23 protein-coding genes are annotated in these 20,142 nt (G+C 59.8%); 13 read left to right on the top strand and 10 right to left on the bottom strand.

Annotated features, from left to right (window positions below; genetic code table 11):
* Positions 1 to 1,803: 1,803 nt before the first annotated feature.
* The gene (locus tag GDA65_02645) at positions 1,804 to 1,986 is read right to left on the bottom strand and encodes a hypothetical protein (protein MBA5861598.1); all 183 of its coding nucleotides are present in this window, start codon (positions 1,984 to 1,986) and stop codon (positions 1,804 to 1,806) included.
* A gap of 373 nt (positions 1,987 to 2,359) precedes the next feature.
* On the opposite strand from GDA65_02645, the gene GDA65_02640 reads away from it, so the two are divergent.
* Genes GDA65_02640 through GDA65_02625 form a run of 4 tightly spaced genes read left to right on the top strand, consistent with a single transcriptional unit; the run spans position 2,360 to position 4,077 of the window.
* A complete protein-coding gene (locus tag GDA65_02640; protein MBA5861597.1) occupies positions 2,360 to 2,911 on the top strand; it encodes an RNA polymerase sigma factor in 552 nt (183 codons plus the stop codon).
* The gene (locus GDA65_02635) at positions 2,908 to 3,264 is read left to right on the top strand and encodes a hypothetical protein (GenBank protein ID MBA5861596.1); all 357 of its coding nucleotides are present in this window, start codon (positions 2,908 to 2,910) and stop codon (positions 3,262 to 3,264) included. The genes GDA65_02640 and GDA65_02635 overlap by 4 nt, the downstream gene beginning before the upstream one ends.
* Positions 3,242 to 3,559, top strand: coding sequence for a hypothetical protein (locus tag GDA65_02630; GenBank protein ID MBA5861595.1), 318 nt, complete (start codon positions 3,242 to 3,244; stop codon positions 3,557 to 3,559). The genes GDA65_02635 and GDA65_02630 overlap by 23 nt, the downstream gene beginning before the upstream one ends.
* Entirely contained in the window at positions 3,556 to 4,077 is a 522-nt protein-coding gene (locus GDA65_02625; protein ID MBA5861594.1) for a DUF3106 domain-containing protein, read from the top strand. Before GDA65_02630 ends, GDA65_02625 begins: the two co-directional genes overlap by 4 nt.
* A gap of 44 nt (positions 4,078 to 4,121) precedes the next feature.
* Here the strand turns inward: GDA65_02625 and GDA65_02620 are convergent, their stop codons facing one another.
* From GDA65_02620 to GDA65_02580, 9 genes are all read right to left on the bottom strand, one after another.
* Entirely contained in the window at positions 4,122 to 4,718 is a 597-nt protein-coding gene (locus tag GDA65_02620; GenBank protein MBA5861593.1) for a hypothetical protein, read from the bottom strand.
* Positions 4,715 to 6,355 (bottom strand): MCE family protein, encoded by a 1,641-nt coding sequence (locus tag GDA65_02615; GenBank protein ID MBA5861592.1) that lies wholly within the window; start codon positions 6,353 to 6,355, stop codon positions 4,715 to 4,717. The genes GDA65_02620 and GDA65_02615 overlap by 4 nt, the downstream gene beginning before the upstream one ends.
* Entirely contained in the window at positions 6,348 to 6,977 is a 630-nt protein-coding gene (locus tag GDA65_02610; GenBank protein MBA5861591.1) for a paraquat-inducible membrane protein A, read from the bottom strand. The genes GDA65_02615 and GDA65_02610 overlap by 8 nt, the downstream gene beginning before the upstream one ends.
* A 5-nt stretch (positions 6,978 to 6,982) precedes the next feature.
* On the bottom strand, positions 6,983 to 7,750 hold the full coding sequence (locus GDA65_02605) for a paraquat-inducible protein A (protein ID MBA5861590.1): 768 nt from the start codon (positions 7,748 to 7,750) through the stop codon (positions 6,983 to 6,985).
* Between the two features lie 638 nt (positions 7,751 to 8,388).
* Positions 8,389 to 8,622 (bottom strand): hypothetical protein, encoded by a 234-nt coding sequence (locus GDA65_02600; protein ID MBA5861589.1) that lies wholly within the window; start codon positions 8,620 to 8,622, stop codon positions 8,389 to 8,391.
* Positions 8,622 to 8,810 carry a hypothetical protein gene (locus tag GDA65_02595; protein ID MBA5861588.1) on the bottom strand — a complete coding sequence of 63 codons (189 nt, stop codon included), beginning with the start codon at positions 8,808 to 8,810 and terminating at the stop codon, positions 8,622 to 8,624. The genes GDA65_02600 and GDA65_02595 overlap by 1 nt, the downstream gene beginning before the upstream one ends.
* Positions 8,811 to 9,165: 355 nt before the next feature.
* On the bottom strand, positions 9,166 to 10,440 hold the full coding sequence (locus tag GDA65_02590; protein MBA5861587.1) for a diguanylate cyclase: 1,275 nt from the start codon (positions 10,438 to 10,440) through the stop codon (positions 9,166 to 9,168).
* A complete protein-coding gene (locus GDA65_02585) occupies positions 10,164 to 11,000 on the bottom strand; it encodes an HDOD domain-containing protein (GenBank protein MBA5861586.1) in 837 nt (278 codons plus the stop codon). The genes GDA65_02590 and GDA65_02585 overlap by 277 nt, the downstream gene beginning before the upstream one ends.
* Entirely contained in the window at positions 10,997 to 11,332 is a 336-nt protein-coding gene (locus GDA65_02580; GenBank protein MBA5861585.1) for a hypothetical protein, read from the bottom strand. The genes GDA65_02585 and GDA65_02580 overlap by 4 nt, the downstream gene beginning before the upstream one ends.
* Before the next feature lie 214 nt (positions 11,333 to 11,546).
* On the opposite strand from GDA65_02580, the gene GDA65_02575 reads away from it, so the two are divergent.
* The 9 genes from GDA65_02575 (at position 11,547) to GDA65_02535 (ending at position 20,140) form a co-directional block, all read left to right on the top strand.
* Positions 11,547 to 12,230, top strand: coding sequence for a TIGR00266 family protein (locus GDA65_02575; GenBank protein ID MBA5861584.1), 684 nt, complete (start codon positions 11,547 to 11,549; stop codon positions 12,228 to 12,230).
* A 137-nt stretch (positions 12,231 to 12,367) separates the two neighbouring features.
* The gene (locus GDA65_02570) at positions 12,368 to 13,501 is read left to right on the top strand and encodes a M48 family metalloprotease (protein MBA5861583.1); all 1,134 of its coding nucleotides are present in this window, start codon (positions 12,368 to 12,370) and stop codon (positions 13,499 to 13,501) included.
* 13 nt (positions 13,502 to 13,514) lie between these two features.
* Positions 13,515 to 14,000, top strand: coding sequence for a YfcE family phosphodiesterase (locus GDA65_02565; GenBank protein ID MBA5861582.1), 486 nt, complete (start codon positions 13,515 to 13,517; stop codon positions 13,998 to 14,000).
* 118 nt (positions 14,001 to 14,118) lie between these two features.
* Positions 14,119 to 14,628 (top strand): DUF3015 domain-containing protein, encoded by a 510-nt coding sequence (locus GDA65_02560; protein ID MBA5861581.1) that lies wholly within the window; start codon positions 14,119 to 14,121, stop codon positions 14,626 to 14,628.
* Between the two features lie 61 nt (positions 14,629 to 14,689).
* Positions 14,690 to 16,591 carry a DUF4105 domain-containing protein gene (locus GDA65_02555; GenBank protein MBA5861580.1) on the top strand — a complete coding sequence of 634 codons (1,902 nt, stop codon included), beginning with the start codon at positions 14,690 to 14,692 and terminating at the stop codon, positions 16,589 to 16,591.
* 603 nt (positions 16,592 to 17,194) lie between these two features.
* A complete protein-coding gene (locus GDA65_02550) occupies positions 17,195 to 17,434 on the top strand; it encodes a hypothetical protein (protein ID MBA5861579.1) in 240 nt (79 codons plus the stop codon).
* 96 nt (positions 17,435 to 17,530) lie between these two features.
* Complete coding sequence (locus GDA65_02545; protein ID MBA5861578.1) at positions 17,531 to 18,163, top strand: outer membrane beta-barrel protein; 633 nt, start codon at positions 17,531 to 17,533, stop codon at positions 18,161 to 18,163.
* A gap of 6 nt (positions 18,164 to 18,169) precedes the next feature.
* Positions 18,170 to 18,931 carry an alpha/beta fold hydrolase gene (locus GDA65_02540; protein ID MBA5861577.1) on the top strand — a complete coding sequence of 254 codons (762 nt, stop codon included), beginning with the start codon at positions 18,170 to 18,172 and terminating at the stop codon, positions 18,929 to 18,931.
* A gap of 63 nt (positions 18,932 to 18,994) precedes the next feature.
* Entirely contained in the window at positions 18,995 to 20,140 is a 1,146-nt protein-coding gene (locus GDA65_02535) for a hypothetical protein (protein ID MBA5861576.1), read from the top strand.
* The last annotated feature ends 2 nt before the right edge of the window (positions 20,141 to 20,142 follow it).

Raw genomic sequence — 20,142 nt, 5'->3', positions numbered from 1 at the left:
CGCCTGTAACAGCGGCTGAGACATCGATTGATGTTCCGGCGGATGATTCGCCGCAGGTCGTCGAGTCACCCCATGCCCTTGAGTCTGTACAGCCAGAGGAGCCTGAACAGCCCATAGCAATAGCTGCCGAGCCGGCCGTTGTTGTCGATACAGAGGTAGTTGCACCGGCTCTTCCCGCTCCATCTGACACCACTCCGAGTGACGGGTTGCATATTCTCTGGGACAATGCGTCGTCGGCACCGACTCCGAAACCTTCCACCGGAAACATGCTGACGCGCTGGCTCAAAAAATCTGCAGAGCCCGTGACCCCTGAAGTCAGTGCCGCTCCACCAGAGACTCCCGCTCCTGTGGAGCCGCTGGCTTCTGTCGCCCCACAGCCGGTTGAGGAAACAGTTCCTGCCGCAGTGGTGGCGGAGCAGACGTCTGAACCGATCGAGCAGCCTCCCGCGGCGCTTGCAGATGAGCCGCCCCAGCGTCCCAAACCGATCCAGCCTGCCGCCCGAGGGGTATGGAGCCGGGTCGGTGAGGCGGCAGCTTCTCTGGTCGGCGCGGGAGTGTCGACGACGCGCTCACTCGTTGTCCTGGTTCTGGCAGTGGTCGGCCTCGTCCTGCTTCTGGTCGGAGGCACTGTGGCTGCAGTGACCCTGACGTGGCTGGTGCTGGAGGAGCAACCCAGCGCCGCCTATCGCAATATGACGTCGGTGCCTCAACAGACGCTGCAAGACTCCAGCAGAAACGGATATCTCCTCCTGCTCGGTCTCGGTGCCGCCGAGAGCCAGGATCCCATGCAGGCGGGAATGGATCGACGAGTGGAGGGCGCCGACCGGGCGTTCACGCATACCTGCCTGACCGGAGAAGGCTATTTGCCGGAGGGGAATCACAGTGCATCGGCGGAAGCGACGGGTCAGTGGATGAAGACGGCTGATCCGGCTATGCAGATGCAGCTGGATGCAAACGGCGTCAAGAAATGGGTGTCCCAAGCGGAGGTCAGCCTGGGTCGCTACCGGCAATGGCTGAATAAGCCGTTCGAAGATGTCGGGTATGGGCAACCGATCAGCCCGAATTGCGGGCTGATACTGGAGACCCATCGGCTGTATCTGGCAGACGGATTTGCGCAGGATGTTGAGACGGGGGTCGGCCGGCTGGAAACCGATCTGACGGCCTGGCGGACGGTATTGGGACAGGCGAAGTCGTTGCCCGTGAAGATGCTGGCCAGTGCCGCGATGAATGACGACGTGGTCCTCATGAGCGGGCTCCTGCAGCGGCCGGACCTCGATGAGCGATATATCAGCCGGATCGCCAAATTGGCGCGGCCGTTGGAACAGCCCGAACAGTCTCTCCGCTGGCCGATGCAGAGCCAGTTTGTGCTGGCCACCAAAATGGTGGATGAAGCGGTCAGTCAGGATCGGGCCGACACGCGTCCGATCTATGGCGCCATTGCCGCCGCGTTGCCATTGCCGAAACAGCGCCGGTTTAATGCCTACGCAGAATATTATGACGCTGCGGGAAAAGCAGCAGCGGACGGACGGTATGCCGACCTGCCGAAGCAATCACAATTTGTGCGAATCGCTCCGTATAGCATCAGCGATATGGTGGTGAATCCCATAGAGAGTCTCGTCGGGGTGGATCCGCTACCCGCATGGGAAACGTACGGTGGTCGAGTCCTGGAGACCGATGCCCGCTTGCGGCTGGTCTCGCTGCAGGCCTGGTTACGCCGTACTCCGCCGGAGCAGGACCTGCTGACCAGGTTAGCCAAGGCCGGCCAAGGGCTCTACGATCCCTTTAGCGGCCTGCCCATGCTGGTCAATATGAAAAAGGGCGTCCTCTATAGTGTCGGACCGGACCTGAAGGACGATGACGCGCACGAGCGCCTGGATCTCGTCGCCCGGATCCCATCCGTTTCCTGGGTGGGCGGCAAGAAGCCGGCCGATGGGGGAAAAGCCAAGTAGGTTCCTCCGCACAGTCCTTTCCGCGCCTTCTCTCCAATACCACCAGCGGTTTCTTCCATAACGTTCCGGTTCCTATGAAGGCATGCTGTCAACCGGGAGTCTCCTCCTGCGTTGTGACCGAAGAGAAGCTCGCTCTGAAAAACGGCGGGCGGGGACGACCAGCGATTCTTTTGCCTAGGGACCACGCGCATGCGCGTCGCGACCGGAGATTTTCTCTTGACCTGTCTTGATTTCACGGGAATTGGGGTCGAGAATCGGGCCGACCTCAGCCAAAATCAGGCCCATGCCGCTGCCGCGCATAGGTCTTCAATGGTCGGTCACGGGACGCATAGAGGATGAACACGGGGATGAGCGGCTGCCATTCCCCTATCGCCGTTCATGAGCAGCCAGGCATCTGCCTGGGTGAGAGGGTGGGATCACTGGATCGAACCCAGGCATTGGACCGGTTTCTGGCGGGGATTGAGCGACGCGCATTCCGCATGGCGCACATTGCCACGGGGAATGAGGATGAGGCGCTTGATCTTGTCCAGGATGCCATGCTGAAACTGGCACAGAAGTATGCCCAGCGGCCCGAGGAGGAATGGGGCGCGCTGTTTCATTGCATTCTCCAGAGCCGCATTCGTGATTGGTACCGGCGGGAGCGGGTGCGGAACCGTCTGCGGGAATTTTTCCATGGTGCGCAGGATGACGAAGAGGCGGAAGATCCGCTGGAGCAGATTCCCGATTCAACCGCCCCGGCGCCGGATGGCGAGGTGCAGCGCAAGCGGGCCTGTGCAGAACTGGAAGTGGCCCTGCGCGCGTTGCCGCTTCGGCAGCAGCAGGCCTTTCTCCTGCGTATTTGGGAAGAGTTGGATGTGGCGCAAACGGCCCAAGCCATGGGGTGTTCCGAGGGCAGCGTGAAAACCCACTTGTTCCGGGCTCTGCAGGTGTTGCGCCAGCGATTGGGAGCACATTGGCCATGAACGAACGATCGGACGAACAGCCAGATCCGCTGGCCTCGTCGGCGAAGCGTCTTCTCGATCAGAGTGTGCAGGCGCTCGATCGAAAGACCGTGCTGGCCGTGCAACGCGCGCGGGTGCATGCCGTAAGCCGGTCCTCTGCGCGGCGGCCCTGGTTTCAATGGGTCGGCGGTGTGGCCCTGGCTTCAATGGCCGTTCTGGCGGTGACGATGTGGCTGTGGCAGGCGAATGGCGCCAACCATTCGCCTCTGCTGTTGGAAGATCTTGAACTGATGCAATCGCCGGAAAATTTCGAATTGTCCGAAGACCTCGAATTTTACGATTGGCTGGCCGATGGTACCGCCACCACCGGGTAGACCGGGACTGATGCTCCTGTTCTGCCTGGCCGTCGGGATTGCGGAAGCGGCGCCGGCACCGACAGAAGAACCGGATGCCGAATTGCTCGATTTCCTGGGGAGTTGGCAGGCCGAGGAGGGCCGGTGGATCGATCCGTTTACCATAACAGACAATCCTGTTGCGCCGCCTCCGGCGAAACCAAAGCCTGATCGCAACGGAATGCCCGCAGAGGCTCGTAAGCCTGCGAAGGAGACCCCGTCAACGTCTGCCAAAGACCACCCGCGCGACTCACTGAGGATGCCAACCGGCCCATGAACCTGCCGTTGATAGGAATACTGGTGTTGGTCATCGGGGTGATGCCCGCGTGGGCGCAAGGCGACCAGGCAGGGGTGCCATGGAGCCAACTCAGCCCGGGCGAACAGCAACTGTTGCAACGGTTCAGCGACAACTGGGATCAGTTGCCGCCGCGCAAACAGCAACGATTGCGGAATGGGGCGCAGCAGTGGGGCACCATGACGCCCGAAGAGCGTCAGGAGGCGAAGCAGCGGTTCAAGCAATGGCGGTCGCTTCCACCGGAGCAACGACAGCAATTACGCGAGCGGTATCAACAGTTCCGCCAATTACCGCCTGAGCAGCGCGAATCGGTACGCAATGCCCGGCGATGGTTCAAGTCACTCCCGCCCGGGCAGCGGAAGGAGTTGCGGGAAAAATTTCAGAGCATGTCGCCCGAAGAACGTCGCGCGTACAAGAAGGAGCTTCGCCGCCGACATGGCGGAAACGACAGCGTGACTGCGACACCGGGCGATCCATCAGGCCAGCCACGACCCGATTGACCCACATCCCCCGGCAAGGGAATCGACGGAGCCCGATCGGATCGTCATTGGCGCCACGACCGGATCGCATCCGCGATATCGCGACTGACCCGGACCAGGCCTCGGCTATGGGCCGCGGCAAGCGCCTCATAACTCGGATCGGCGACCGGTTCCTCCACGCTCGATCGTCCGGTCTTGAATGTAGCCTCGCTTCTGGAGCTCTGACGAATGGTCCAGAGGACGTCGATCGAGGCCCTGCTGCCGAGCGTGGATTCGAATCGCTGAACATCCACCGCCACGCGATACTCCGCGTGGTCGCCGGCGCTCTGCGGATGGACGGCGACCTGCTTCGTTCCCAACAGCCGGGACAGATTCTCGGCAAGGACCCTCGGGATGTCGCTCTGCAACGGCTCCGCCCACTGGTGCTCCTCCACCAACGTCACCCGATTGGGGCTGGTCCGTAACACGAGTTGCGGACGTTCGATGACTTCGGGCAAGGTAACGGGCCCGACCGAAATGGGTCGGTCGTTCTTGACGGGGGCGAGGGGATTGGGTGAGGCTTCCGCGCTCAACGTGTAGAAATGGATCGGCGGCGAACTGCCGCATCCGGCAAGCCAAATGACCGCTGCGAGAAACGAGATTCGGCTGAGGTGACCGGTCACTTTTCGTTCCCTTTCCTTCCGCGAAGCAGCGACTCCGGATGCCGTTCCAGATAATCCGTCAACGTCCGGAGCGACTGCGCGGTCCGGTTCAGCTCCCGGAGCGTCTCACGCAGATCCTGCTGGATCGGCGCATCGGATCCGATGCTGCGCTCGGCCGCCTTGAGGGTCTTACGCACGTCCTCCATGGTCGTTCTCGCCGTAGGCACGATATCCATATCGAGCCGCTTGACGAGTTGGTTCGCGCTGTCCAGGGTGCGGTTCAGGGCCTGCAGGCTCTGTCGGATGTCGTTGCCGATTTGGTCCAACGGCACCTTTTCAAGTCTTCTGGCCAATCGCGAGAGTGTGTCCTGGACTTCCGTCATCGAACCTACGACGGTCGGCAGGACGGGAGGCGTTCTCGTCCAATCGATCTGTTGCTTCGGCGCATCGGGGAAAAAATCCACGGCCACATAAAGTTGCCCTGTCAGGAGGTTGCCGATTCGGAGTTGACCGCGTAATCCATGTTCGGTCAGCCTATTCCACCGCGTGCGGTGGGTGGCCGGGTCTGCGACGACGGGCGAACCGTCGGCGGCCATTGCCGCCAGACGTTCGGGATAAATCGTCAGCCCGACCGGAAAGCGATATTCGCTCTGCCTCTCCTCGAATTCCACGTGCATGGATTGGACTTCACCGACGACGATTCCGCGGAATTCGACCGGCGCGCCGATCGACAGGCCGCGGAGCGAATCTTTGAAATACATGACGGCGGGAATAGCCAGTGCGTCCGGAAGTTTCATCGCCTGGGAGCGACTGGTGGCCAAGGCGAATGTGTGGTTCTCCTCGACCGGCGGTACCGGCGAGGAACCAGGAGGGGCCTCGAAGGTAATCCCGCCGATGAGAATGGAGGCGAGCGACTGCGTGTCCACTTTGAGTCCCGTCGCATCCAGGGCGACATCGATGCCGCTCGAATTCCAAAACCGCGTGCTGGCCGTCACAAATTGATCATAGGGGGCATTGATGAAGATCTTCAGCATGACGGCTTTTCCGTCCTGATTGAGTTCATGCGCCACCACACTGCCGACCTCGACCTGGCGGTAATACACCGGAGAGCCGATCCCCAGTGATCCCAGGTCGTCGCTCACCAGGACGAACTGGCGGCCAGGGACATCCGTAGTGAACACCGGCGGCGTATCGAGGCCGGTGAATTGGCGCCGCCGGTTGTCGGATTTGCCGATATCCAGCCCGATGAAGGAGCCGGAGAACAACGTCCCGAGTCCAGAAACATGGCCGCCGGACACCCGTGGGCGAACGATCCAAAAGCGGCTGTCTTCGACCAGATAGGGTCCTGCCTCCTTGACGATCTCTGCGGTCGCCACGACGCGTTGGTGATCGTCGCTGAGTGTGACCTGCTTCACTTCGCCGACATCGACGTTCTTGTATTTGATTTTCGTTTTGCCGGCCTCAAGGCCTTCCGCCGTCTTGAAGGTGATCGTGATCGTGGGGCCGTGCTCCAGAATCCCCTTGACGACGAGCCACCCGCCGATCAGCGCGGCTACGATCGGAACCACCCAGATGAATTGGAAGGACCAGCCGCGCCGGCCTTCGGCGACGGCAGAGGGGAGATCCGCAAGGTTCAGTTCGTCGATGGGCCTATTCATGGCGCGTCCATTGCGGATCCCAGATCAAGCGGGGATCAAATGCCATGGCTGCCAACATGGTCACGACCACGAGGGCCCCAAAGGCCACGGCGCCGGCGCCGGCGCGGATGGTGGCCAACGTTTGAAGATGAACCAGCGCGACCAACATCGCCACGACGAAGATGTCCAGCATGGACCACCGGCCGACCGATTCCAGGATCCGGTACATGTTCATTCGTTGCAGCGGATCCCACGTTGAGCGGCGTTGCACGGACACCACTAGAAAGGTCAACGTCACGAGCTTGGCGCTGGGAACCAGGATGCTGGCGATAAAGACGATGACGGCCAGGTGCCAAGATCCGGAGGCCCAGAGGTAGACGACTCCGCTCAAGATCGTGTCCGACTGTGCGCCGAACAGGGAATTGGTATGCATGATCGGCAGCAGGTTCGCCGGGATGAACAGAATGTAGCTGGCGATCAGCAACGCCCAGGTTCGCGTGATGCTGTCCGGTTTCCGAAAGCGGAGATGCGAGCCGCAGCGGGAACATCGGCCTTCGTGGGCCCCCGGCGCCGACTTGGTCAGCGAGTTGCATAAATGGCAGGAGAGGAGTCCGAGCCGGCCCGCCGTCCTCGTGAATGCCATCCTGGTCAACCGCTCACGTTCAGCCATAGATCCTCCGGATCGAATGACATGGATGCGACGATCAATAAAGGGATCAGGCTCCCGAACGCCCAAAGCGCGATTCCCGCCTCCACGCGGGCGAGGTGCTCGAGCTTGGCCAGGGCCACGAGGATTCCGAGTAAGAACACCTCCGTCATGCTCCAGGGCCGGACGATCTGCAAGAAACGGAGAATGGGAACGGTGCCTTCCGTCGCGCGATTGAATTTCAAGGGGAGCAGGAGAGAGATGAGCAGGGAAATCTCAACAGCCGGAGTGAACATCGCCGTGAAGCCGACGAGGAGCGCCACATCCTCCCGCCCCTCGACCCATAACGTATGGACGGCATCGTAGAGACTGGCGGTCTGCCGGTTTCCTTGTACCTCCAGCCCGACGATCGGGTAGGCATTCGCGATCAGGAACAGCACCAATGCCGCAATGGCACAGGCCAGTGCCCGATCCGGACCGGGGGGATAGTCTCTGTAAAGGATCGCACGGCAGCGCCGGCAGCGGGCGCGTCCCCGTGGTGGCAGGACGATTTTTCGTTGCAGTAAATCGCATTCGTGACAGGCGATGACCGGAAGGGTAACCATATGATCCTGCTCCCCGCCGCAACCTACCGACGCGCCATCCGGCTCAGTAGACCAAGGGACTCTGCTGAGCAAATTCCGCTTTGAGGACGGCCCGAAGGTTATTCTCGATCCGGATGTAGCGGGCGGTCTCGGTCGCTGGCAGCACCTTCCCGATCTTGCCCGCATAGGTCCGTTTGAGCTTCAACTCCGCCTCTTCGAGCGATAACGCCTCGTTCAACAATGTCTTGGCCTTGTCGTTGGAAATCGTGCCCTTGCCCGCATTGAACTCATCGGCGTAGTCCTTGATCGTCCTATCGAGCCCTTGATTGAGCTGCTCCAACTCCTTTTGGCAGTCTTCTTGATAGTCTTTGTAGAGCGGCCAGAATTTCTTGGCTTCCGCATTGCTCAAGTCTATGCTGGTTGCGACCAGCAGTTTCTTGTCGGCCTTCACCTTCTGAAGAAGAATTTCTCTGTTCGCGTCGGTGCCGCCTTCGTCCGCCGCTCCGAGAGCGGTGCCAGGGTCTGTGCCTTGCGTTATGGCAGGGGCGGCCATTAGAACCAGTCCGATCATTAAAGTCATCAATACCCTTATCGAGCATCTCCTTGGTCAAAGGTGTGCTCGAAGCCTTCGGAACAGCTTCCGGACGCGGGGCCGGCCCTGTTCGAACTTCACCGCTCCTGTTTCTTGGGCGGAGAGTCTTGGAATGTCTTCGTGATCGCGTTGTTCCCGATCTCGATATTGTTACCGACCGTATCTTCCGGCGCACCGCCGGTCGTCGCGCGCCACATCAGCTCTTGCTTGGCCGGTTCCACCAAATCCAGAATCAAGGCGCCGTTCCGATATTCGTCGTGACCCCGCGCCCGTATCCCGCCCCCCGCCCATATCCGTCTCGCCAAACATGGGCGCCGACGGCCGTTCCGCCGCCCTTGATGCGCTGCGCTTCCTTCACGCTAACCCAATAGTAGACCGACTGGTCCGGGTGCTGATGTGCCTCGACTTGCTGCAGCCCCTTGCTCGTGAGTTCACGCACCACGGCTGCCTCCACCCGTTTGTGCATCAACGAAGTGTCGTAGAGCCCGCCTTCTCGGCTGCAACCAGTCCGGCGAAGGCGAAGGTCTTGAATCTGTCGAAATCCGCGGTGGGATCATGGTCGGTGTTCACATCGAACGTCGTGCAGGCAGGGAAACAGAGCGCGACGACAAGCAACAGCCAGTTCAAGTGTCGGTAGTCGATCAGGCGCCCCATCGACGACGGGAACGTACCATTTCTGCCATAGGGGTTTCCACACAAACCTACGCCTATGCCAGCCGAACAGTCGATCGGCGACAGGTGCACGGTTCCCCCGGTCCTCTGTGCAGGTCGGCGGTGATCCCTGCCGAACTGCAGCTCCTACCTGGGACGAGAACGCACTCGAAGCCGATGGGGCATGTATCACCCGTGGGTCTTGATCCGCCCGTGAGGACCTTTCAGCGGAATCTCGATGGGTGCGGAACTGGTGTTGAGGTGCCCGATGCCTTCGGGAGGGAACAGGCCCGAGGTTCGGTATGCCGGTGCGGAGGAAGCTTCACCAATGAGCGAGTTTCAGGTGGACCGTCATGCTTCAGCGAGGGGCAAGGGACTCCCCTGCCGCCAGGTCGGTGCGGGTGGTCGGACCGGTCCCGTCCGTCCGGCGTTGATCCTTCACGAAGACGCTGCCCTGCAGGCCCTTGGCGATCTTCTTCAGCTCCGAGGCGATCTTGCTGACATCGCCGGGGTGAGAGATCGTGCGCCCTTCGTTGGTGACGACGGCGATGGAAAGGCTCATGAGAGGAAACCGTTCGTGGTTGCCGCGCCGGTCGATGGAGTCGATACACCCCTTGCCTCGATCGTCGGGATCGTAGAAATCCGGGATCACCAGGTCAAACCGTTTGATCAATGTCTGACAAATGGCTTCGATGGTGGCCGGCGCGCTCATAAACACAAAATCGTCTCCGCCCACATGACCGACGAAGCCGTCGGCGCCGGCCAGTTCACTGACGACGGTGGTGAGAATCCGGCAGGTCACCACGAGGACTTCGTCGCCGCGCGCATATCCATAACGGTCGTTGAACGATTTGAAGTTGTCGAGATCCAGATAGGCAAGGGCGAAGGGGGCGCCGCTTTCAATACGCGCCGTGGTTTCGTGGAGAATCGTGCTGTTGCCCGGCAATCGTGTGAGGGGATTGGCATCCAGCGACCGTTCAAGACGACTCAGGCACAGGCGCACCCGTTGTGGCACTTCCTCGGGTCGATAGGGCACGGCAATATAGTCGTCAACACCGAGCGCCGCCCAATCCACATCGTTGACCCGGCTATCCCGAATCAGGATGATCAGCGGCAGTCGACCGAGGAAGGGATCCGCGCGCAACTCCCGCGCCAGGGTCTCCGCCGACCGACCGTTCGTGCCTTCTGCCGCCAGGACCAAGCAAGGGGGATCATGCACCAATTCATGTAGTGCCAGTCGTCCGGTATCCCCTGCGACCACACTGAATCCCGAACGGTTGAGTCCCGCCGTGAGCCGCTCGATTTCGACAGGGTCATGGTGTAGCAGGAGGATACGCCGGTTGGAAGAGGACCAGCTCATAGATAGTCGTCGATGGTTTGAAATTCTTCCGTGGCTTGGGCCAGGCATTGCGCAAGGCTTTGGGCGTCGAGGCCCACGAGATCCCAGGCCTGACGGGAGAGTGGCGGAACCAAGACGTCGCCGGGATTGCCGCAGGCGAGGCCCTTCACCAATACATCGGCCACATGCACGATGGCGGTTTGGATCTGTGCATCGTGGGCGGCCGATGGAGCGTGATGATGGAGAATCGGCTCGCGCAGACTCGTAGGAAGATGCCAGGCCGTGGCCAACCATCCGCCGACGTCGGCATGGGTGACATTGAATAAGTTCTGTTCCGTCTCCATGAGAGATTGGGAGGTGCCTGTCGTCGCGGCTGTGATCTGCCCGCCGATATCCGGCCATTTCACGTAGAGCACCACTTTGCCAATATCGTGGAGCAGTCCGCCGACAAACACCTCTTCGGGATTCTTTATTCCGGCTTTGGCGCCAAGAATATGCGCCGTGATGGCCACCCCCAGCGAGTGGCGCCAGAGGTCGTTCATGCCGGCGTTTTTCATCATATCGAACGCGGTGGCGCAAAGCGTGAGGCCTTTGACGACGCTCAGCCCAAGCACCACGACTGCATGGGCCACTGAGGCAATACGCGAAGGAAACCCGTAGAACGGCGAATTGGCCAAGCGCAATACTTTGGCGGACAGCACTTGGTCTTTCTCGATCAGGGAGCCGATTTCCTCCGCCGAGACATTGGGGCGGCCGATCATCGACGCCAGTTTCTGGACGACGTGGGGCAGGGTCGGCAGCTCACCGACCTGTTCGATTCGCCGCTGAAGATCTGGTTTGGCTGAAGGGCTCATGTGGCCGGCGATGCCTCCGGAGGATGGGCAACTCCGTGCGTCGTCCGAAGTTGAAGGCGAATGGCTTCACGAAGTTGGTATTGGAGTGGATCGTCGATCACCCGCCGGAAGCGGTGTTCCAGTTCGGCCTCCAATTCGGCGAGGGTTTTTCCGCTGGCGTCACCGGCGTCGCCCTCAACATAGAGAGAGGTCAGCCCCAGGCGCTGGAGTCGGGAGAGGGTTGCCTCGTCTAATTCCGCGCCGAGAGGAAGCACCACGAGGCCCGTGCTGTTGGTGACGGGCTTGGCGAGGATCATTCCCGGTGTGAGCTCTTCGATCACGACGCGTTTCATGCGATGGGCCTCCGCTGGAGCGAACCGTGCCGAGGGCCTAATACGGTAGGTTCTTATCGGTCGATTCCAGTAAACTCTAAAGGGGCGAAAACCTTTGAGAGTTGAGCGAGTCGAGATGTGTTCGGCGACTTTGAGCCGTTGGCTTGACAGGACCCTGGACATTCCACAGAATCCCCCACAGCAATAGATTGAGCGTTCATGAAGGGAGCGATGGATGAAGTGTGAAATTCTGTATCCGGGAGCCTTTCCCATGGTGCGCGTGTATCTGGATGCAAGTGAGACGGTGAAGGCCGAATCGGGCGCTATGGTGGCTGCCTCGCCGACCATCGATATCGAGAGCAAGATGGAAGGCGGGTTTCTGGGGGCGCTTTCGCGGAAGATGCTGAGCGGCGAGAAGTTTTTCTTCCAGACGCTGCGGGCCAGCCGGGGAGCAGGGGAAGTCTTGCTGGCGCCGACGGTGCCCGGCGAAATCGTTCTGCTCGAGTTGGACGGCGTGAATGAGTACATGGTGCAGAAAGACGGGTTTCTAGCCGGCGCGGAAGGCGTCAAGATTGAGAGCAAGATGCAAAGCCTGACACGTGGGCTGTTAGGTGGCGAAGGGTTTTTTATCCTGAAGATCGGCGGCACTGGACAGTTGGTCCTCAATAGTTTCGGCGCCATCCATAAGATCGAGTTGAAACCGAACGAAGAATACATTGTGGACAACAGCCACCTGGTGGCCTGGACGTCCACCACGACCTACAACATCGAAAAGGCCTCCTCCGGCTGGATTGCCAGCCTGACGTCGGGCGAGGGCTTGGTGTGCCGCTTCCGTGGTCCCGGCATCGTCTACATCCAAAGCCGGAATCCCGGCAGTTTTGGAAGTTGGATACGACAGTTCATTCCAGTTTCCGAGTAACAGCTGTCCAAAATGCTCGTGCACTTCGTTCTCGGCTCACGACAAATCCTCAACGTACCGCTGAGGGTACGCCTCCGGTTTGCGTTCGCCTGCGGCCTCGTTCACAATCCTTTTGATCAGCCGCAAGATCGAGTCCGATGAACGCGACTCCCAACGCACTCTGTTTCGGTGATGGTTTGCCGTCGGCGGGCGCGCCTTGTGTGGTGGCGGTGTCGGCGGATGGCCTGCACATCAGCTCAACGGGCGAGTCTGCGCTCGTCGAGCAAGTTGTCTCGTTTGCGGAGATGATGGTCGAGGCCGGTGGATTGGACCACGATCAGCTGGTGGTGTCGTGGGGCAGTGGCTCGTCCCGCAGGACCGTTTACCTGAAAGATCCGTCTGTGATCGTCGCGTTCCGCCGCGCGGCTCCGCATCAGCTGACGGCGCATCTTGAGCGGGCTGCCCAGCAGGTTCGTCGCGCGCGACACAGCCATCGTTTGCTGTGGGGCACAGTGTTGGGGGCGCTGGTTGGGGTGGGCCTGTTGTTGTGGTTCGGGTCTGATCTCATTGTGGAATGGGCGGTCGCCAGAATCCCCGTCGAATGGGAGCGGCAGCTCGGCGAAACGGTCTACCAGGACTTCCTGTCCAAGGAGACGGTGCTAAAGGACGGTCCGGCGGTCAGCGCGGTGCAGGAAATGACGCAGCGGTTGACGGACAACATTCCCGATAACCCGTACAAGTTTCAGATCTCCGTGGTGCAGAGTCCCGTGGTGAATGCCTTCGCGTTGCCGGGAGGATATGTGGTGGTCTTCACCGGTTTGTTGACCAAGGCGGAAAGCGGCGAAGAAGTGGCTGGAGTGTTGAGCCATGAATTGAACCATGTGTTGCAGCGGCACGGCCTGGAGCGCATGGTCAAAATGCTGGGGCTGGCGGCTGTGGTCGGCATTGTGTTGGGGGATCAACAGGGGGTGCTCGGTTTGGCCAAGCAGGTGGGGATGGAGCTCGTGACGTTGAAGTTCGGGCGCGCGCAGGAGACCGAGGCCGACGTCACCGGCATTCGACTCTTATCTGACGCCCGAATTGCGCCGGATGGTATGATCCGGTTTTTTGAACGGCTGTCGGATAAAGACAAGGCCCGCGTCGAAGTGTTTTCTACCCATCCCATGAGTGCGGGCCGTGCAGAACGATTGAAGGCGGAGCTGGCGGCATTGCCCAAGCGAACCCCTGAACCGTTCACCTTCCAATGGAAGACCGTTCAAGAGTCACTGGGAATGTCGGAGGCGAGGAAGTAACGCGAGGCATGGAATGCGCATCGGGGTCATCTCGGATACCCACGGGCTGTTCGATCGCTCGATCACTCGCCACTTTGCGGGTGTCGAGCATATTCTGCACGCCGGGGATATCGGCCCGGGCGATGTCCTCGCTCAACTTGCGCGGATCGCGCCGGTGACCGCCGTGTCCGGCAATGTGGACGGATTCGAGGCGAGCGGTATTCCGATTGAGCAGCTTGTCGAACTGGCAGGGTATCGGATCGCGATCTATCATCGTCTCTACGAGGGTGGCCGGCCGACGCGAGAGGGGATGGACCTACTGGCACGCATCCGTCCAGCGCTGTGTGTGTATGGGCATACCCACCAGCCGAAGGCCGAATGGCGAGACGGAGTTCTGTTGTTCAATCCGGGATCGGCAGGACCGAAACGCTTTCGCCTCCCGCGCGCGGTGGGAATGTTGCTGTTTCAAAATGGATCAATTGAAGCGCGGCACATCATGTTGGCCGATCGAGCGGAGTGACAAGAGCTGACGATGCGCGGATTTTTTGCTCTACATGCTGCCGGAGGTTGGCTATAATGAGCGACGATTTATGGAGAGTCGATCGGGCGGGGTCATTCACTTGTTGAGAGGAGGACTTATGCTGAGACAATTCATCGTTGCGTTGGGTGTGGCGGCGGTTGCATCACAAGCCGGGCTGGCGATGGCAGCCAATCCTGATACAGGACCCGGTTGTGGTCTGGGGAAATTGGCCTGGGCGGACTATAAGAACCAGAAGAACATCGCCCCGCAGGTGATGATGGCCACGACGAACGGCACGTTTGGCAGCGGGACATTCGGGATCAGTTCCGGAACGTCCGGCTGTACGAATGATGGTCAGGTCATGGCGGATCAGAAGACCACGATGTTTGCCTTGTTGAACTTCGAAAACCTGACGCAGGAAATGGCGCAAGGAAAAGGCGAGCACTTGGCGTCCCTCGCGACGCTGATGGGCGTGCCCAGCGAGCAGCATCAGGCCTTCTTCGCCTTAACCCAGGAGCGCTACACGGCACTGGTGCAGGATGGGGAAACCTCGTCCGTGGCCTTGGTGAAGACGCTGAATGATGCGGTCTCCAAGAGTCCGGTTCTCGCCCAAGCCGTCAGCCGCTGATCGATTCATCGCAGGGCTTCGGTCATTGGCCGAGGCCCTGCGATGCCTTCTATCTCCAATCGTGCAGAGTCTGTTGATTCTCCTGGCCGGTCTTTTCCTGGCGACCTCTCTTCAGGCGCAGGAGGCGCCCGCGCCGTACCTGTCCCAACTTCGTCAACGGGCTCATCAGGCTCAGCTGGCAAACGAGCGCGAATGGCATCTCCTCCTTCACTATCGAGCGAATGTATTCGGCGGGTTTACGAGTGAGCAGGACGAGCCTGGTTTCTTTCTGTCTCCTGACGGCAAGACCGATCCTCAGGCTGAACTCGATGCCACCCTGGCTCAATTTTTCTCGCCCGATCTGGTGGGTCGCTCCAAGCAGCCGGCTCAATGCGCCTTTGTGGCGCGGTATGCATGGCTCCGTGAGCGTCTCGGTTTTGATCCGGGCCAACTCCAGGCCCAGCGCTGCGAACGGTTCGAACGATGGATCGAAGAGTTTCACGCTCGATCCATCACGCTCGTGTTTCCCTCGGCCTTCATGAATAACCCGGCATCCATGTTCGGCCATACGTTATTGCGGATCGATCAGGAAGGGCAGACGCCGCACACTCGCATCTTGGCGTATACCATTAATTTCGCGGCGGATGTTCCCAAGGACGAAGGATTGGCTTATCCGGTGCGCGGCATTTTCGGGGGATACCGCGGGTATTTTTCCACGATCCCCTACTACCTCAAAGTGCAGGAGTATCGAGATATCGAAAATCGCGATATCTGGGAGTACCGGCTCAACTTCGGCGAGCCGCAGATCCGGCGATTGCTCATGCATGCCTGGGAACTCGGGAATGCGTCGTTTGACTATTTCTTCTTCAAAGAAAATTGTTCCTATCACCTGTTGTCGCTGTTGGAGTATGCGGACCCTTCGCTCCATCTGACCGACCACTTTCGCTTTTGGACCATTCCTGCCGACACGGTTCGCCTGCTCGCGGATCAACCGGGGCTGGTGACGGACACCGCCTTTCGCCCCTCACGTGTGACCCTCATCCGCCGGAAACGGGAACATCTCACCGCCTCTGAACACGGGCTGGTCAAGCGGTTAGTGCGCGATGCGGCGGTCGCGCAGTCTCATGACGTGCAGAGCTTACCCTTGCCGCGACAGGCATTTGTCCTGGATGTGGCGTCGGATTACGTACGGTACATAGGTGAGCGCGATGAGGCGCAGGCGACAGCGGCCCGCGATCATAATCGGCAACTCCTGACTGCGCGCAGCCTCTTACGGATTCCCTCCGAAGATCTCTCGATTCTGCCGTTTGCGACACAACCAGAATCGGGGCACAAGACTTCCCGCGCGAGTCTTGGGGGAGGCTGGCGCAATAACGATTCCTTTGAAGAATTCAGCGTGCGGACTGCGTACCACGACTTGCTCGATCCCGAGCCCGGCTACACGCCCGATGCTCAGATCGAGATCGGCGCGATGAGCATACGCCACTACAACCGGGCTGATCAGACCCGGATCGAGCGGGCGACCCTGCTGAACGTGGTGTCTCTGTCCCCTATCGATAGTTTGTTTCGTGCGCCGTCCTGGAAATTGAATGTCGGCATGCAGACCATCAGGCATGGCGAGTGCCAGCTGTGCAGCAATTGGGGCCTGAATGGGGGGATCGGGGCGTCGGCCGAAACGCATCTGCTGCGCCGTGAAGTGTTTTTTGCGTTTGCGGAAGTTGAGGGGAATTACAGCCGGGCTTATGAGGAACGGCACCGTGTGGGCGGTGGTGCCTCGGCGGGTTTTTATGCCGACCTCGCCGACCGCTGGCGGCTGTTGGCCTCAGCCACCTATCTTCGGTATGCGTTGGGCGAACAGTCCGACGACGTGCGCTGGTCGGTGGGGCAACGATACGCGCTCGCGCAGAATTGGGCGCTCCGCCTGGACTATCACCACCGTGATCACGACAATGATGTCCTGTTCACCGTACAGGCGTTTTTCTAGGACGCTTGTACGGTTGCGTGTACTCACGGAACGGGAGGAGATTGTGTCAGATTGGTGAGTGCCGGAGAGGGGGAGCTACTGCCCCACTCAACCGGCTTCAGCGTTACAGCGATTTTGTCAGGATCGATCGTGTACCCGCCGCCGCTCATCACATCTACAAGAATGCCTACAAGGCTGCGCGCCCCTGAATAAACAGCTCTACCTGTTCAGTGAATAACAATATATTGGAGTAGCATAAGATTTGAGGAGCGAAAAATCTTCCGGGGGATCCGCCCCACAACCCACTGATTGTTCAGACGCGCACCGTTGTGCCTGGTTTCGTGACTCCATTTTGAGGCGAATCGGGACAGCCGTTTCTCAATGGAGTCATATGGCCCTAGGGTTTGTACGGTCTGGCGTAGTGGTACGTGTGCGCCAGGCTTTGCGATTGACAAGCCTGGACAGGTTACCTATACTCCCGCCACGTAGAGCCCCAACTTGGTGGGCGCCATCACTTAACCTCGAGAGGGAGGACTTATGAAGAAGGTGACCGTCTTGTTTTCTTTGAGCCTGATCAGCGCAGCGTATCTCAGCCTTACCGGTTGTCAGATTGTGGCGTCTCCGATGGCGGGTGGAATCTACAACGAAACGAAATACGGCGATGTGGCCACGACCCACAACAGTGCGACGAAGGAAGGCAAGGCCTGCGGTACGTCCATCCTCGGTTGGGTGGCGACCGGTGATGCCAGCGTCTCGGCGGCGAAAGCGGCCGGCGGAATCACCACGGTGGCGTCGGTGGATCACTCGGCGAAGAACATCCTCGGCATCCTTGGCGAATGGTGCACGATCGTTAAGGGCAGCTGATCACGTTTGTTGTCCCTCTGAGGAAAGGGTCTTCGGGAGAGTATCCCGAAGACCCTTTTTCTTTCTTCTTCTCCGCCATGGTACGCTACTACGCGTATGCGGGTTCCCCTCTTCTTCATGATTCTCTGCGGTGCGTTCTGGTTCCCCCTGTCGGCAGGTAGCGCCGAATTTGGTGAAATAGATCTGGCCGGGTATCTGTTGGGGGGCTGGCCTCGCGACCAGCATGTGTTCAATCAGGGCGGCACGGCGCCTGCGTCCATTCAACCGGGGATCGGCGCGGGCGTGAAAATCGGCCTGTTTCCTCACGCGACCCGCCGGATGCTCGGCATCGAGATCGACTCCTACGGCCACGGCGGCGCGCTCTCGTTCCCCAACACGGTGAATGGGCAAAACAACGGCACCGGGCGCTCCAATCTCCTGGTGCTGAATACGATGCTGAACCTCATCCTTCGCTATCCTGGGGAGAGCCTCACTCCCTATATCGGTATCGGCGGCGGCTGGTCCCACGGCACCCTGCTCAATCCCAATATCACGGGGCGGGCCGATAAGGATTTTGATTCGGCGCGCGCATTGGGATACCAATATCTGGCCGGAGCGCAGGTCCTGGTGAGCCAGAAAGTCTTTGTCTTCGGTGAGTATCGGTATTTTTCCGCCAATTATCATTGGGACGGCCTGGCCGTGGATTTTCGCGCCCATTACGGGCTCGTCGGAGTCGGATTGCGGTTCTAAACTGCCATGAGCCTGCTCGATCAATTTTTTGTCTATCATCCGCATCCGTGGGAAGAGCGTGACTGGGCTGCCACAGGAGGGGTGCCGTTGGAGGATGTCTGGTTTCAGGCTGTCGATGGCACCACACTGTTCGGCTGGTACGTGGAGAACTCAGCCACGCCCGCCGTGTTGCTCTGGTGTCACGGCAATGCCGGCAATATGACTCATCGGCTGGAGAATCTTCGTGCCCTGTATCGCCTGGGATTGTCGGTGTTCCTGTTCGACTATCGAGGATATGGAAAAAGCCAGGGGCGCCCGTCGGAAGACGGCCTCTATCGTGATGCACTCGGGGCCTATGACTACCTCACAAAAGTGCGTCGCATCGGATCGGAGCGACTGGTGATCTTCGGCCGGTCCTTGGGCAGCGCCGTAGCCGGAGAGCTGGCAACACAACGCTTGGCCATGGGACTTGTGCTGGAATCCTGCTTTCCTTCGATCGAAGCGGTCGCCCGCCATCACTACAGGGGATTGCCGATGCATTGGTTGCTGGGCGCCGCATTCCGGTTGGAAGACCGGCTGCCGCATCTCGCCTTGCCGAAGTTGTTTGTGCATGGCGACCGCGACGACATCATCCCGCTCGAACTGGGTCAACAGGCGTTTGCCGCCGCGAAAGCTCCCAAGGATTTTTATCTCGTGCGCGGGGCCGATCACAACGATGTGCCGTCGGTCGGGGGGCGGGCCTATTGGGCCAAGCTGTCCACCTTCATTGCCGCTGCGACCGGTCGCTGACCTGTGGAGGACAGCTCCGCACGTTCTGTTTTTTTTCTCGGCAGATTCGGCTCTCTTGGTAAGATGCGAGTGGGCAATCGCGTTGAAGCCCGGGAGATCGCATCAGAGGGTGTCCTCATCTGGCAGCTGTCTATATATTCTGCTAGAGTGCGACCGTTTGTCTCCCTGAACACGCGCGGTGACAGAGTCGAATCGAAAATGATGGGCCCTCGGCGAGGAGGCATGGTGCATCGGACAGGAGTGCGCGCGAAACGGTTCGTGGAACTGGTGTCTGCAGTCTCGTTCCTATTCGTGGTGGGATGTGCCGGTGGTCCCTCTCACACCACGCTCCAAACCGGTGGTGAAGTGGAATCCGTTCCACGAGGGGAGTCGCGAGCCGACGGAGTGAAACCGATTCAAGCCGCCGCCGCTCCAGCGGTCTCGTCCAACATGGTCGTCCTGACGGCTAACAAGACCGCTCTGCCCGCGGCTGAGCAGGAATCGGCCGACCAACTTGAAGAGGATCCGTTTTACGACCCCTTTGCCAAGAGCGACGAGCCTGCCGGGGGGGAAGAGTATGACCCTTGGGAACCGGTGAATACCCAGATCTTTGAATTTAACCGGCAAGTCGACCGGTGGGTACTCAAGCCGGCTGCGCGGGGATACAATGCGGTGGTACCGAACCCGGTACAGATCGGTATCAGCAACCTGTTCTACAATATCCGTTTTCCTTCCCGACTGATCAACAATCTTGCCCAAGGGAAATTGTCCGGTGCCGGCACCGAGGTCGGCCGATTTCTGCTGAACAGTACCTTCGGAATCGGGGGACTGGTCGATGTGGCGAAATATATGGATATCACGACGCCCGAAGAGGATACCGGGCAGACGTTGGGTTTCTACGGCGTGAAGCCGGGACCGTACGTGGTGTTGCCGTTCTTACCCCCGTTCACATTGCGTGATCTCGTTGGGTATGTCGGGGACATCGCCATGAACCCGATCAATTGGTTTGTCTTCCCCATTATCGAAATCAACGGGGTGCCTTCGCTGGTCGCGCATCACAATCGGACGACCTCGTCGATTGCCCAGATCGGTGGCCGGGTCGAAGAAATCCTGAATGACCGCGCATTGAACCTGGAAACGTTTCAAGGGGTGGAGGAAGCGACGCTGGATTTGTACACAGCTGTGAAAAACGCCTACATCCAGAAACGGCGGAACGCCATCAGGGAATAGTG

The sequence above is a fragment of the Nitrospira sp. CR1.1 genome (assembly GCA_014055465.1).
Classification (GTDB): Bacteria; Nitrospirota; Nitrospiria; order Nitrospirales; family Nitrospiraceae; genus Nitrospira_A.
This window is presented reverse-complemented; position numbering and strand designations above follow the sequence as displayed.